Source organism: Arthrobacter sp. TMN-49 (assembly GCF_054511095.1).
The window spans coordinates 1-15,012 of record NZ_JBTNDH010000013.1 but is presented as its reverse complement, the minus strand read 5'-3'; the positions used below and the strand labels follow the sequence as shown (position 1 = coordinate 15,012).

At 60.8% G+C, this 15,012-nt stretch carries 12 protein-coding genes; 3 read left to right on the top strand and 9 right to left on the bottom strand.

Annotated features, from left to right (window positions below):
• The first annotated feature begins 110 nt into the window (after nt 1-110).
• A complete protein-coding gene (locus ACX80E_RS07665; RefSeq protein WP_459301330.1) occupies nt 111-1,580 on the top strand; it encodes a DUF349 domain-containing protein in 1,470 nt (489 codons plus the stop codon).
• Nucleotides 1,581-1,678: 98 nt separating this feature from the next.
• The gene (locus tag ACX80E_RS07660) at nt 1,679-2,263 is read left to right on the top strand and encodes a hypothetical protein (protein ID WP_459301329.1); all 585 of its coding nucleotides are present in this window, start codon (nt 1,679-1,681) and stop codon (nt 2,261-2,263) included.
• Nucleotides 2,264-2,265: 2 nt separating this feature from the next.
• Here the strand turns inward: ACX80E_RS07660 and ACX80E_RS07655 are convergent, their stop codons facing one another.
• From ACX80E_RS07655 to pdxT, 9 genes are all read right to left on the bottom strand, one after another.
• Entirely contained in the window at nt 2,266-4,584 is a 2,319-nt protein-coding gene (locus ACX80E_RS07655; protein ID WP_459301328.1) for a RelA/SpoT family protein, read from the bottom strand.
• A 177-nt stretch (nt 4,585-4,761) separates the two neighbouring features.
• Nucleotides 4,762-5,772, bottom strand: coding sequence for a protein translocase subunit SecF (gene secF, locus ACX80E_RS07650; RefSeq protein WP_459301327.1), 1,011 nt, complete (start codon nt 5,770-5,772; stop codon nt 4,762-4,764).
• On the bottom strand, nt 5,772-7,541 hold the full coding sequence (gene secD, locus ACX80E_RS07645) for a protein translocase subunit SecD (RefSeq protein ID WP_459301326.1): 1,770 nt from the start codon (nt 7,539-7,541) through the stop codon (nt 5,772-5,774). Before secD ends, secF begins: the two co-directional genes overlap by 1 nt.
• Nucleotides 7,542-7,635: 94 nt before the next feature.
• Nucleotides 7,636-8,073, bottom strand: a complete 438-nt coding sequence (gene yajC, locus ACX80E_RS07640; protein ID WP_459301325.1) for a preprotein translocase subunit YajC — start codon at nt 8,071-8,073, stop codon at nt 7,636-7,638.
• A 261-nt stretch (nt 8,074-8,334) separates the two neighbouring features.
• Entirely contained in the window at nt 8,335-9,459 is a 1,125-nt protein-coding gene (gene ruvB, locus ACX80E_RS07635) for a Holliday junction branch migration DNA helicase RuvB (RefSeq protein WP_459301324.1), read from the bottom strand.
• 3 nt (nt 9,460-9,462) lie between these two features.
• Nucleotides 9,463-10,095 (bottom strand): Holliday junction branch migration protein RuvA, encoded by a 633-nt coding sequence (ruvA, locus tag ACX80E_RS07630; protein WP_459301323.1) that lies wholly within the window; start codon nt 10,093-10,095, stop codon nt 9,463-9,465.
• Nucleotides 10,096-10,172: 77 nt separating this feature from the next.
• Nucleotides 10,173-10,760, bottom strand: a complete 588-nt coding sequence (gene ruvC / locus ACX80E_RS07625; protein ID WP_459301411.1) for a crossover junction endodeoxyribonuclease RuvC — start codon at nt 10,758-10,760, stop codon at nt 10,173-10,175.
• Between the two features lie 3 nt (nt 10,761-10,763).
• Nucleotides 10,764-11,519 carry a YebC/PmpR family DNA-binding transcriptional regulator gene (locus tag ACX80E_RS07620; protein WP_459301322.1) on the bottom strand — a complete coding sequence of 252 codons (756 nt, stop codon included), beginning with the start codon at nt 11,517-11,519 and terminating at the stop codon, nt 10,764-10,766.
• A 2-nt stretch (nt 11,520-11,521) separates the two neighbouring features.
• Nucleotides 11,522-12,220 (bottom strand): pyridoxal 5'-phosphate synthase glutaminase subunit PdxT, encoded by a 699-nt coding sequence (gene pdxT, locus ACX80E_RS07615; protein WP_459301321.1) that lies wholly within the window; start codon nt 12,218-12,220, stop codon nt 11,522-11,524.
• A gap of 130 nt (nt 12,221-12,350) precedes the next feature.
• Between pdxT and asnB the strand changes: the two genes are divergently transcribed.
• Nucleotides 12,351-15,012: asparagine synthase (glutamine-hydrolyzing) (gene asnB / locus ACX80E_RS07610; RefSeq protein ID WP_459301320.1), on the top strand; the 2,662-nt coding region annotated here is incomplete at its 3' end.

Below are 15,012 nucleotides of genomic sequence, written 5' to 3'. Positions count from 1 at the left end.
ACTCGTGGTGGAACGCACCAACGCCCACCACGTAAAGACGCTTCAAGGCGATCCCGGCCGGATCGTTTTTGCTCCACCCCTCAGTTCCCTCCAGCGAAAGACTTTTAGCGGTGACACACAGTCAAGAATCCGACGAAACACTTGCCTCAACAACCGAGCCGGCTATTCCTGCCCAGGAAAACGCGACGCCGGACGCTGCCGACGCGGCGCAGGCCCCCCTTCCAGCTCCCACACCTTCGCCGTCACCGGCAGCCTTTGCTGCCCGGCCCAAGGCTCCGGCACCTACTGCCCCTGTTGCTGCCCCGGTAGTGGCAGTCCCGGCGGTGGACTTGGTGGAGGCTGCCAAGTTTGGCCGTGCCGAAGAAGACGGACACGTTTTCCTGCTGCTGGACGGCGAGGAGTTCCCGGTAGGCCAGTACCCCGGCGCCAGCAAGGATGAGGCCTTGGCCTACTTTGCCCGCAAGTTCGAGGACATCCTGGCCCAGGTGACGTTGCTTGAGCAGCGTGTTGAGGCCAAGGCCCCCACCACTGACATGCACAAGACGGTCACACACCTGCGTGAACAGCTTGGCGAACGCAACACCGTCGGTGATGTCAACGCGGCGTTGGCCCGTCTGGTGGCCCTGGATGAGAGCATCAAGGCACTGAACGCTGCTGAGCGCGCAACCCATGAGGCTGCCCGCTCTGTGGAGCTGGCGGCGCGTGAGGCCATTGTTGCCGAGGCTGAGGCCATTGCGGCCGGAGACCCCGCCACGATCCAGTGGAAAATCAGCAGCGCCCGCATGAACGAACTCTTTGAGTTCTGGAAGCAGGCCCAGAAGTCGGGCATGCGACTTGGCCGGGCCACTGAGGAAGGCCTGTGGAAGCGATTCCGCAGCGCCCGCACAGTGTTTGACCGCCACCGCCGCGCCTACTTCTCCCAGCTGGACAACAACAACGCCGCTGCCAAGAGCACCAAGGAGTCCTTGATTGAGGCCGCCGAGGAATTGGCAACGTCAACCGACTGGGGCTTCGCCGCTGGCGAGTACCGCCGCCTGATGGATCAGTGGAAGGGTTCGCCTCGCGCCAGCCGCAAGGATGACGACGCCCTGTGGGCCCGCTTCCGCGGCGCGCAGGACAAGTTCTTCGCTGCCCGCCAGGCCGCCAACAACGCCTTGGATGAGGAGTTCGGTGCCAACTTGCTGGTCAAGGAAGCCCTGATTGCCGAAGCTGAGGCGCTGCTGCCGATCAAGGACCTGAACGCCACAAAGAAGGCTTTGCAGGCCATTCGTGACAAGTGGGAGGCAGCTGGCAAGGTTCCCCGCAACGACATGGCGCGTATTGAGGCTGGTTTGCGCAAGGTTGAAGAGGCCGTCCGTGCAGCCGACGACGACAACTGGCGCCGCAGCGATCCCGAAGCCAAGGCCCGCACCAGTAACGCCTTGAGCCAGCTCGAAGCGACCATTGCTGGTCTTCGAGACGATCTTGCACAGGCCCAGAAGGCCGGCGATGCCCGCAAGGTAGCCAAGGCTACCGAGGCCTTGGAAGCTCGTGAACTGTGGCTGGAGCAGATCCAGAAGGCCGCTGAGGACTTCTCCTAGCAACTATTTTGAGCAGTTCATAAGGCCCCAGGGCCGGGTTGTCCACAATCCGGCTCGGGGGCCTTTTTGTTTGCCGTGTTCGGGGGCAGTCTTGGTTCATGAACGAATCATCAAGCCTGCCCGGCACGCTTCAGGTTCCCGGGGATATGTTCATCCTGGCCGAACTGCATGCCATGAAGCTCGACGGCGTGCTGGACGCCGTGGTGGGTGACGTCTTCCGCCCCCGGGCTCTGGCCGAAACGCCTGCAGTGCGGGCAGGGGCGCTGAAACTTAGCATTCCGGCGGCGCTGGAAAAACGGGCCGTTCTGGGGCAGCTGGCCGCCGCGTGGGTCTATGGCTGCGCTCCCCCGCCGCAGATCATTTCGCTGCTGGTGGATAATGACGGCAATACGGCCTCCCTGCCCGCCCGCAGCGGCTGCACCTTGCGCCAGGTCTACCTGGACGCCGCGGATGTGCGGACGGTGGGCGGGGCCCTGGTGACGAGCCCCTTGCGCACAGCCGTGGACGTGGCGCGATCCGCCCCGGAGGCCATGGCGCGGGCAGTCCTGGCCGCTATGGTCGCCCGGCCGTCGTTGCTGTGCACCGTGGGCGGGATCCAACGAGCCCTAGCCGCCGCCACCCACGTGCCCGGTAAGCTCCGGGCGCAGGAAATCGTGCGCAGCATGCTCGACGCCGGTCAGTGACCTTAGCTGCGCCGGTGTGACCCGGTTGCCCGGTAGACGTCGTAGACCCCGTCAATGCGGCGCACAGCGTTGAACACATTGTCCAGGTACTTCGGATCACCCATCTCGAACGCAAATTTGGACATTGCCACCCGGTTGCGTGTGGTGGTGACACTCGCTGCCAGAATGTTCACATGGCATTCGGCCAGCACGCGCGTCACATCGGAGAGCAAACTCTTGCGGTCCAGGGCCTCTACCTGGATCTCCACGAGGAACACACCCGATTGGGCCTGGGCCCATTCAACCTCAACCAGCCTGTCCGGCTCGTTTTGCAGGTGCAATAGATTGGGGCAGTCCTGGCGGTGCACGGACACCCCCGAGCCCTTGGTGACGAATCCGGAGATGGGATCCGGTGGCACGGGTGTACAGCACCTGGCCAGCTTGACTAGGACATCGTCAACTCCGCGGACAACCACGCCGGAATCGGAGACGCGCGGGCGGCTGGTGGAGATGTGCGTATCCAGCAGCGCCGGGGCAGCCTCAATGTCGTGGGGGACACCGAGCACGTCGCGTAGCCGCTCCACCACTGACTGTGTGGAGGTGTGCCCGTCCCCCACGGCGGCGTAGAGCCCGGAAACGTCTGTGTAGTGAAAATGCTCCGCAACGGCCAGAAGGGCGTCGTGAGTCATCATCTTTTGCAAGGGCAGGTTCGCCTTGCGCATGCCCTTGGTTAGGAGTTCCTTGCCCTTTTCAATGGACTCTTCCCGGCGTTCCTTGCTAAACCATTGGCGGATCTTGTTCCGCGCCCTGGGACTCTTAACAAAGTTTTGCCAATCCTGGCTGGGCCCGGCACCCTCGGCCTTGTTGGTGAAGATCTCCACAGTGTCGCCATGGGCAAGTTCACTATTGAGCGGCACCAGCTTGCCGTTGACACGGGCCCCAATGGTTCTGTGACCCACCTCGGTGTGCACGCTGTAGGCAAAATCCACGGGGGTGGAACCCTCGGGCAGCGCTATGACGGCGCCCTTGGGGGTGTAGACAAACACTTCCTTGGCGTTCATCTCATACCGCAATGATTCCAGGAACTCGTTGGGGTCCTTGGTCTCCTGCTGCCAATCCACCAAGGTGCGCAACCAGTTCATGTCATCCTGGCTGGTGACGGGCGTCTTGTTGCCGCTCTTGTACTTCCAATGAGCTGCAACGCCGTACTCTGCCCGCTGATGCATCTCCAGGGTGCGGATCTGAATCTCCACCAACTTACCGCCCGGGCCCACCACTGTCGTGTGCAGAGACTGGTACATGTTGAACTTTGGCAGCGCAATGTAGTCCTTGAAACGCCCCACCAGAGGGTTCCAGAGTGAGTGAATTTGGCCAAGGGCCGCATAACAGTCACCCACTGTGTCAACTAGTACACGGACGCCGATGAGATCGTTGATGTCATCAAAGTCTTTGTTGCGTACCACCATTTTTTGGTAGATGGAGTAATAGTGTTTGGGCCGGCCGGTAATGTCGGCCTTGATCTTGGCCACTCGCAATGATTCGGCGATTTCGCGGCGGATGATGCTCAGTTGCTTCTCACGCTCGGGAGAGCGGTCCTGAACCATCCGGACAATCTCTTCATACACCTTGGGGTACAAGGCGGCGAAGGACAGTTCTTCGAGCTCCCATTTCATGGCGTTCATGCCGAGTCGGTGCGCTAGCGGTGCAAAGATGTCCAGGGTTTCCCTGGCCTTCTTCTCCGAGGAGGCAGCTGAGACGAACCTCCACGTGCGGGCGTTGTGCAACCTGTCGGCCAGTTTGATGACCAGGACACGGATGTCTTTCGCCATGGCAATAACCATTTTGCGGACAGTCTCAGCCTGGGCCGCATCACCAAATTCAACCTTGTCGAGTTTGGTGACACCGTCCACCAGCATGGTGATTTCCGGCCCAAAGTCCCGTTCCAGCTCGGCCAGTGTGTAGGGGGTGTCCTCAACCGTGTCATGCAGCAACGCCGCTGCCAGGGTGCTGCCGCTCATGCCCAGCTCAGCCAGAATGGTTGTCACGGCCACCGGGTGGGTGATATAGGGATCGCCGCTCTTGCGCTTCTGGCCCTCGTGGTACTTCTCCGCGACAGAGAAGGCGCGTTGGATCAGCTCAAAGTCTTCTTTGGGGTTCTTGGCCCGCACAATGCGCAGCAAAGGCTCCAAGATCGGTGAGTAACTTTCATTGGACCAACCAGTCAACCTGGCCAGACGCGATCGTGTGCGTTCACGGCGGCCGGGGAAGGTGGGGCGTAGCTCCGGCGGGCGCGGCTTGGAAGCGCCAGCATCCTCGGGAGTCGGGGACCCGGGTTCGGTCAATATTTTATGCGAGGGCGATTCATCGTTCAACGCATTACCTCCCTCACATTCGCGGCTGCACGCTCACTACGGAGCATTTATCCAGTGTAAGGCGCGGATGAGAAAACTTTGACCAAAAGGATAGCCGGGGGCGGATGCTGTGCATCCACCCCCGGCTATGTTCGAGCCTTGCCGCTATCAGGCGATAACGCTCTTTGCGGCTTCGTTTGCCTCGCTGGCGCGGCGCGAGTGCACCTTCTTGGCCTGCTTGGCCAGTTCGGGCTCGCGCTCACGCAACCAGGCGTACAGCGGTGCCGCGACGAAGATGGTGGAGAACGTACTGACAATAATGCCGATGAACAGCGCCAGGGACAGGTCACGCAGGGTACCGGCGCCGAGCAGGAAGGCACCGATGAACAAGATGGAGCCAACCGGCAAGACAGCAACCATCATGGTGTTGATGGAACGGACCAGCGTCTGGTTGACGGCCAGGTTGACTTCCTCACCGAACGTCCTGCGCACCGATTTGGTGATGTCTGCCGTGTTTTCTCGAATCTTGTCAAAGACCACCACCGTGTCATAGAGCGAGTAGCTCAAAATGGTCAGGAACCCGATGATGGCCGACGGCGTGACTTCAAAGCTGGATGCCGCGTAGACCCCCGCCGTGACAACCATGACCACCAGCAGACCCACCACGGCGGCAATGGACATTCGCCAGGTGCGGAAGTACAAGGCCATCAAGACAGTTGCCAGCAGCACAAAGACAATGAAACCGATGATGGCTTGGCGTGAAACATCCTGCCCCCAGGTGGGTCCAACATAGGTTGAGGTGATGTGATCCTCGGTGACCCCGTAGGCGGACTTCAACGCATCCTTGACCTTCAAGGTCTCGTCATCACTGAGCCTGTCCGTCTGGACTTGCATGGTTTGGCCAGCAATGTTGGTCACCACAGCTGCCGTGCCGGGGGCTGCCTCGGCAACCGCCGCTTCACCAATGGCTGCGTCGGTGTGGGCAACCGCGGAAATGGTGAACTGTGAGCCGCCGCGGAACTCAATACCGAAGTTGAAGCCACCGCCCAGCATGGGAATCAAGAGGGACAGCAGAACGGCAAGACCCGTGATGCCAAACCAGACTTTACGTTTTCCAACAAACTCGTAGGACCGTTCACCGGTGTACAGTTCGTTGCCAAAAGTGGCGAAACTCTTCATTACTTGCTCTCCTTCGAGTCATCATCGGACTCGGACTTTGCCGCCCCGGCACCCCGGCTGCCAACCAGTTCAGCGTCCTTGGCCGCCAGCCGCCGTTCGGCGATGGTCTGGCGTCGTTCGGCTTCACCGGCTGCGCGGGCATTCTTACCCTTGACAACTTCCACTGTCTCTTCAGGGGTCCGGAACCGGCCTGCCCCGCGGTACAAGGGGATGGCACCGAGTTGAACCGGGTCAAGTCCGGAGAAGGCGTGGCCTTCACCGAAGAATTTGGTACGTGCCAACAGCTGCAACGTCGGGTGGGTGAACATGAAGACCACAATGAGGTCAGCTACCGCTGTCAGGCCCAGTGTGAACGCGAAACCCTTGACGTTGCCAACGGAAACAAAGTAGAGCACCAAGGAGGCCAGGATGTTCACGGCCTTGGAAGCCAGGATGGTGCGCTTGGCTCGGGACCAACCGTTTTCGACGGCGGCAATGAGCCCACGACCGTCACGTAGCTCATCTCTGACCCGTTCAAAGTACACAATGAACGAGTCAGCTGTTTGACCGATGGCCACGATGATACCCGCCACACCCGCCAGGGAGAGCCTGTAGTTTTCCGCCCAGCCGAGCAAAATTATGGCCAGGTAGGTAATCACACCGGCGATGATCAGGGAAATGATGGTGACAAAACCCAGTGCCCGGTACTGGAACAGTGAGTAGATGACCACCAAAACAAGGCCGATCATACCGGCCAACAGTCCCATTTCCAGCTGCTGCAAACCAAGAGTTGCCGAGATCTGGAGTTCACTTTGGATCTCGAAACTGATGGGCAAGGAACCAAACTTCAGCTTGTCCGCCAGTGCCTTGGCACTGGTTTCGGTGAACTGGCCGGTGATCGAGGACTGACCATCGGTGATGACAGCCATGGACGCCGGAGCGGAGATGACACTGTCATCTAGAACAATGGCGAAACGGGCCTGCGGATCATCCGGGTTGGCCAGGTACTTCGCATTCAGGCGCTGGGTGACGTCCTTGAACGCCTCGGCACCCTCGGGCTTGGTCAGCGTGAGCTGAACCGACCATTCATTGGTGGTGGCACCCTGGGCGCCAGCTTGCAGGCCGTGGCTTGCAGTCTTGATCCACTTGCCGGGGATTTCCACCGGGCCAAGGATGTACTTGATGCCGGACTCGGGCTCACAGCTCACCAAAGGCTTTGCCGGGTCGGAGCTGGTGGGGCGGTCAGTCAGCGGTGCAATACAGCTGGTTGCCTCGAACTCCTTCATCAGCGCCGCATCAACCCAGTTGGGGTCGCTGGCGTTGACGGGCGCAGCCGTGGGAACCGGCAGCTTGTCCGCAGGAGTCCGCTCGGCCGGCGGTACGGTACCGGTGGGAGCCTGAGTCGCAACAATGACCGGGCGGAAGTTCATGTTGGCCGAAGCCTTGATGAGTTCACGCTCTTCATCAGTGGGCTTGCCGGGCATGTTCACAACAACGTTGTTGCCGCCCTCGGTGGAAATCTGCGCTTCCGAAACACCCGAACCGTCAACGCGCTGACGGATGATGGACACGGCCTGGTCCAACTGCTCGCTCGTGATACTGCCGGCGCCCTCAACCTTGGGCGCCAGAATCATTTGGGTACCACCCTCAAGGTCAAGACCCAGTTTTGGCGACCATGAGGCGGCTCCGGCAAGGACGCCGCCACCTACTGCCAAGGTGCATGCAATGATGATCGCCGCAAGCCACAGAAGAGTTCTGCGAGCTGTGGACGTCGGACCTGTTCGTGCCATCAAGGGATCCTTCTATTGGTCACGGGTGTTGTGAACATGGCAATGCTGCTGTGCACGACATTCATCGGCACAGCAGCAGCCAACCCGAATAAGGCTAGTTGTCTTTGTTTTCGTTCTTCAGGCGCTCAAGGGATTCCTCAACAGATTCCCCGGTCTTCTCCGTCTTTTCCAGGCTCGGAGTCAAGGCGGAGGCGTCATCGGGAACAACGGCCTCGGCGGTTTCAGGCGCAATGATTTTGGCAACCGTCTGACGGTGAACTGTCGCGGTGGTGCCGGGGGAGATTTCCAAGACGATTTTGTTCTCGTCTTCATCAATGGAGATTACTTTGCCGAACAAACCAAAGTTGGTCATCATCTCAACACCGGGAGCCAGTTTGGAGCGCTGTTCTGCCGCGGCTGCCTTGGTCTTCTTTTGTTTGCGCACCATCATGAAGATGAGCAAGCCAAACATGGCGAACAAAATAAGGTTGGTGCCGCTGAAGAGGCTGGCCGGGGCGGCCGCTTCGGCGGCCAAAATACTGCTGAAAGACACAGCGAGGGTTCCATTCTTTTAATGACAGGTGGGGTCTGGCGCGGAGCAAACGTGCCGGACGTCATACCAGTCTAGAGGGTAAAGCTGAACGTTGGATGATAAACCACCCGGATTTGCTCACAAAGACTCATCACGGCGGCCAAGTTGTGTCTATTGACGTGGCCCTGAGCCGGGGTGAGCGCCCCACGGCGCGAACTATGGCCGGGCCTTAGCGCAAGCGGCTATGGTCCGGCTTGTCCAAGATCACTATGAGCTTCTGAGCTAGAGCTCATCATCGTCTTCGTCAAAGGGCAGCATGGCTGCCGCCACAGCATTTCGCGGCATCTTCAAACCAAGGTGGTCCCATGCTGCAGGCATCGCTATGCGCCCGCGAGGGGTTCGCCCCAACAAGCCTTCGCGAACCAGGAACGGCTCTGCCACCGTTTCAACAGTTTCGGGCTCTTCACCAACAGCAATGGCCAAGGTCGACAGACCTACGGGTCCGCCATTGAATTTGTGGACCAGGGCTTCCAAAACCGACCTGTCCAGGCGGTCAAGGCCCCGGACATCCACTTCATACATGTCCAGGGCCGCCGACGCCGTGCGGGCATCGATGGTTTCTATGCCGTGCACCAACGCCCAGTCCCGCACACGCCGCAGGAGGCGGTTGGCAATGCGGGGGGTACCGCGGGACCGTCCGGCAATCTCGGAGAATCCTGCGCTGGTCAGTTTCAGATCCAGCATGCCGGCCGACCGTCGCAGCACCAGTTCAAGTTCTGCCACGGAATAAAACTCCAGATGGCCGGTAAAGCCAAACCTGTCCCGCAGCGGGCCGGGGAGCAGCCCTGCGCGTGTGGTCGCGCCCACCAGGGTGAACGGGGGCAGTTCCAACGGAATGGCCGTGGCGCCGGCGCCCTTGCCCACAATGATGTCCACACGGAAGTCCTCCATGGCCATGTACAGCATTTCCTCGGCAGGCCTGGACATGCGGTGGATTTCATCAAGGAACAACACCTCACCCTCCGACAGTGAGGAAAGAATGGCCGCGAGATCCCCTGCATGCTGAATGGCCGGGCCGGAGCTGATCCGCAACGGCGCGTTCATTTCGGCGGCAATGATCATGGCAAGTGTGGTCTTGCCGAGACCGGGCGGGCCGGACATCAAAACGTGGTCCGCGCTGCGGCCGCGAATCTTGGAGGCGGCCAACACCAGTGACAGTTGCTTACGGACCCGCTGCTGGCCCACAAAGTCCGCAAGGTTCTTGGGGCGCAGGGCAGCTTCGAGCTCACGCTCCTCGGGCTCCGGTGCGGGCACAGCCAGATTGGCGGCGATTGCCGTGCTGGCCGGGTCACCGCCAAGGCTGATTTGGCCCGGGAGCAGCCCTTCGGCGCCGTTTGTGATTGCCATGGCTTAGCGCACCCTGGTGCTTTGACGTGAGTTGTCCTGGCCCAGCCAGCGCAGTGTGGCGCGCAGGATGGCCGCAACATTGGTGCTCTCGCCAAGTTCGGGATCATCGGCGATGGCCGCATCGATGCTCTTGAGGGCATCACGTTCGTTCCAGCCAAGGCTGGTCATGGCGGCAACAACCTGATCCTTCCAAACCATGGCTACCGCCGGTTTGGCCGCTGACACGGGCGCACCCGTGGGGATGAGCTTGCCTTTAAGTTCAAGGACTATGCGTCCGGCCACCTTGGGCCCCACACCGGGAACCTTAGTGAAAGCCTTCCCGTCACCGTCGGCCACAGCCCGCCGGATGGCTTCCGGTTCCAGCACAGCCAAGATGGCCAGGGCAAGCCGGGGCCCGATGCCGCTGACGCTGAGCAGCACGTCAAAGACTTCGCGCTCGTCCGCGTCGGCGAAACCGTACAGGGTCATGGAGTCTTCGCGCACAATCATGGTGGTCGTCAGGGTGGACTCCTCCCCCAGACGCAAGTTTCCGAGCGTCTTGGGTGTGGCGTGCACCAGCATGCCCACCCCGTTGACGTCGATAACAGCCTGGGCCAGCGAAAGATGGGCCACGGGTCCTCGGACAAAACTGATCATTGCAACTGCTCCTGACAAACACCGAAACTGACTGGCCAACTAACTAAAATAAGTATATAGAACATACGTACTAACAACTAGTGCCAGGTAGCCCCGGGCTTTTCCTTGTTCTTTTGGACCTTGGACTTGGCTTCGGCGTCGCGCCACAACTGTTGGGCCGCCGTCGTACTCGAGGAATCTTGGGAATACGCACTGCCGCTGCGCCAGGCATGGGCTATGGCCAGCGCCAGGGCGTCGGCCGCGTCGGCGGGGCGTGGCGGCTCGGACAGGCGCAGCAGCCGTGTCACCATGGCCGTGACCGAGGCCTTGTCGGCGCGGCCGTTGCCTGTCACAGCAGCCTTGACCTCCGACGGCGTATGCATGGCAACGGGTATCCCGCGCCGGGCGGCGGCCACCATGACAACGCCTGACACCTGCGCCACGCCCATGACTGTGCTGAGGTTGGTCTGGGCAAACACGCGTTCGATGGCTAAAACATCTGGCTTAAACGCATCCAGCCACTGATCGATCGCTTCCGCGATGACCAGCAGCCGGGCGTCCAACGACAAAACATGTGAGCTTCCCACCACACCAACCCCCACCAAGGTGGCTGTGCGGTTGGGCGCGACGTCCACGACGCCGAGCCCGCACCGGGTCAAACCCGGGTCGACTCCTAAAACACGCAGTTCTTAGTCCTCTTCGAGTGCCGCGAGAACCTCGGCGCTCATGTCAGCGTTGGAGTAGATGTTCTGGACGTCATCCAGGTCTTCCAAGGCGTCGTAGAGCTTCATGAACTTGCGGGCGTTCTCCACCTCAAGTTCAACGTGCATGGACGGGACAAAGCCAGCCTCATCGGAGTCGTACTCAATGCCGGCTTCCGCCAGGGCCGCGCGAATGGCGGGCAGGTCCTGGGGGTCGGAAATGATCTCAAAGGTTTCACCGTGGTCCTTGACCTCTTCGGCACCGGCGTCAAGGACGGCCATGAGCAGGTCATCCTCGCTGAGACCGTTTTTGGCCAGGCTCACAATGCCCTTGCGGGCGAACATGTAGGCAACCGACCCGGGATCGCCCATGTTGCCGCCGTTGCGGCCCACTGCCAGACGAACCTCGGAGGCGGCGCGGTTCTTGTTGTCGGTGAGGCACTCGATCAAGATCGCTGTGCCTTGGGGGCCGTAGCCCTCATACATGATGGTCTGGTAATCAACGGCATCGCCGAGCAGGCCCGCGCCACGCTTGATGGCACGGTCAATGTTGTCTGCCGGAACAGAAGTTTTCTTCGCCTTCGAGACAGCCAATTCCAGTGCCGGGTTGCCTTGGAGGTCTGCTCCGCCGCCGCGGGCGGCAACTTCAATGGTCTTGATGAGCTTGGCAAACGACTTGGCGCGGCGGCTGTCAAGAATCGCTTTTTTGTGCTTGGTTGTTGCCCATTTGGAGTGGCCTGACATGGTTACGCTTCTCCCTTGATCATTCGAATAAACAGTTCGTGGATGCGGCGCTCGCCAGTCACTTCCGGATGGAAGGAGGTGGCCAGCAAATGCTCCGATCGAACGGCTACCGCACGGACTTCTGGGACGATTCTACCGGTTTGCTCATCCGCAGGGAGTTCAACACTAGCAAGGACCCGCACCGACTCCCCCACCCGTTCCACCCACGGTGCCCGAATAAACACTGCGTGCACAGGGGTTCCGGCAGCGGCGTCCCGGGCCAGCCCGGTGAAGTTCAGATCAGTCTCAAAGGAATCAACCTGGCGCCCAAAGGCGTTGCGCCGCACAGTAATGTCCAGCCCGCCCAGGGTCTGTTGCGCCTGCCCGTTGAGGTCTCTGGCCGGATCAGCAATGTCGTTGGCCAGCAGAATCATGCCCGCGCAGCTGCCGTAAACAGGCATGCCACCGGCTATGCGGTCGCGGAGGGGGTCGCGCAGCTCAAAGATGCGGGTCAGTTTATCGATGGTGGTTGATTCCCCGCCGGGCAGGATCAGTCCGTCGACGGCGGCCAGCTCGGAGCGGCGTCGAACACTGATGACACGCGCGCCGGCCGCCTCAGCGGCGCGGGCGTGTTCACGCACATCGCCCTGCAGGGCCAAAACACCCACCAGGGGCTGTTTGTGCGCTGTGGAATGGGGAGTTTCATGGGATGTCTTAGTCACCCTGACATCTTAGTTGGGCGCAAAGTCACATCGAATACTTCACTTACGCGCCGTGACGGTTGGCAGCAGTGCAGTAGTTGAGCAAGTAGCATTGTGCGAGGACTGACGTGCTAAAGATGAGGTAAGTAGTATGTGCGGAATCGCTGGATATTACGGCTACGGAGAAGACGAAACTCTCCTCCAAGAGATGAACGCGTGCATTGTGCACCGCGGCCCCGACGGTGAAGGAACCTACACTCACGGCAACGTGGGCTTGGCGCACCGGCGTCTCTCCATCATCGATGTGGCCCACGGCCAGGAGCCGATGTACAGCGCCGACGGTGACACCGTCCTCATCTACAACGGCGAGGTCTACAACTACCTTGACCTGCGGGCAGAGCTGGAGGCCCTGGGCCGGACGTTCTCCACGAAGTCTGACACGGAAGTTGTTCTCCAGTCCTACGAGGAGTGGGGCGACGCCGCCTTTGACAAGTTCAACGGCATGTTTGGCTTTGCCATTCATGACCGGAAGAACAACCGTCTGGTACTGGCCCGCGACCACTTCGGCATCAAGCCGTTGTACTACGCCACAGCCGGTACCGCCGACGCCCCCACGCTGCTGTTCGGCTCCGAAATCAAGCCCCTGCTGGCGGCCAACAAGATTACTAGCGGCGTCAACGAACGGATCCTGTACCGCTACCTGCAGTTCCGTATTCACGACGACGAATCAGCCACGTTCTTCGACGGTGTGCAGAAGTTGATGCCCGGCGAGAAGCTGGTGCTGAACACTGTTGACACCGACGCCGGCCCGGCGGGCTCCATCACCATCAGTTCTTACACACGCTTCAAGGAAGAACTGGCCGAACTGGCCGCCATTGAAACCCCCTACTCCGAGGCCGTCATTGACGAATACCGGGAGCGTTTCACCGAAGGTGTCCGCCTGCGCCTGCAGTCGGAGGTCCCCGTGGGCACGGCGCTCTCCGGCGGACTGGACTCCTCCGCCGTCGTGGTCACCATCAACAAGCTCATGCAGGAGAAGGCGGCAGCCACCGATTCGCTCGGTGCCCAGCAGCAGACATTCTCCGCAGTGTTCCCCAACTCGCTCAACGACGAGGAAAAGTACGCCGACGCCGTGCTGGCCCGTTGCGAAGGCAACGTCATCAGCCACAAGATCCGCCCGCAGGCCGCCGAATTCGTGGAGGACTTGGAGGACTTTGTGCGCACAATGGAGGAGCCCATCATCTCCTCCGGCCCGTACGCCCAGTACCAGGTCATGCGCGAGGCGTCCAAACACGTCACAGTGCTCCTTGACGGCCAGGGTGCCGATGAGATGATGGCCGGCTACATTCCTTACTACTTCGCCTACCTGCGTCAGTTGAAGAAGAACGGGCAGAACGCCAAGCTGGCCAAGGAACTCGTGTCCAGCTCGGATATTTTGTTCCGTCTGGCCCGTTTCCGCATTCAGGGCGCACTGACCTTCAAGAAGGCCGCCGGGATCACCCCGCTGCTGAACAAGACGTTCACTGCCAAGTACAAGGCCGAGAAGTTCTCCAACATCCCGGATAACTTGAAGCTGCGCCTCATTGACGACCTCTTCCACAAGTCCCTGCCGGCCGTGCTGCGCTACGAGGACAAGAACACCATGCGCTTCTCCTTGGAGGGCCGTGTGCCGTTCCTGGACAAGGAAGTGGTGAAGTTCCTCTTTAGCCTCTCCGATGAATCCATCATCAAGGGCGGCTGGAACAAGCGCATCCTGCGCGACGCCACCCGCGAGTTGCTGCCGGAGATGATCAGCAACCGTCGCAACAAGATCGGTTTCACCACCCCCGAGGCTGAATGGTTTGGCCTGATGAAGGAAAAGATCTACGAGATCTTCCTTTCCTCCTCCTTCGGCTCACGGCCCTACTGGGACCAGGACGCAGTCATCTACGCGTTCGAGGAGTACCTGAGCGGCAAGAGCGCCGGCTCCACCATGGTGTTCTGGCGCCTGATCAACACCGAGCTGTGGCTGCGCGAATTCTTTGACGAGCCCGAGGTAAAGGCCGGCATCGAAGGTAAGAGCGACTACGTCCCCAACGCCGAGAAGAACCTTGACATTACAGTGCCAGGCGACGCCGGAACATTCCGCCGCTACCCGCTACGCACGGAGGTTTTCTACAAGGAAACCGACTTTGACCCGGCCGTCATGACGTACGTCAAGCGCTACTTCGACGGCCTGCCAACAGCTGGCGGGGACCACGGCGACGCCACCTCCAACACTCCTTGGTACTTGTTCGTTTCGGAGAAGATCGTTGCCATGACACAGGGCCGGTCCATCCCTGTGTGGGACATCAAGGTCTCCAACGCTGCCCGCATCTTCAGCAAGTTTGTCACCCGCAACCCCGGCGGTATTGGCCTGGCCAGTCCCTGGTCCATGCAGTTGGCAATCGACGAGGTGGGCCTGCCGAGGATTATGTACGCCTCGGCACGCAGCGTCATCGGCAAGTTGCAGGGCAAGTCAGGGGTGTTCTACGAGGTGGTTGGTCACAACATCAACGCGATCGACGGCGCCGCAGGCTACCAGGTGGGCACCTCCACCCACTCGGTGAAGTATGCACCCATTGACCCCGACGGCGTGGCGGCTCGCCTCAGCGCCCTGGTCCGGGCCGCTGTCCCGGCCGAGTACGCGGCAACGTTCGCCGGCACGGCCATCATGGACGCCAACGACCTTGGTGTTGGGGGGCTTCGTTACCACAACCCCCTCCCCCCCCCCCCCCCCCCCCCCCCCCCCCCCCCCCCCCCCCCCCCCCCCCCCCCCCCCCCCCCCCCCCCCC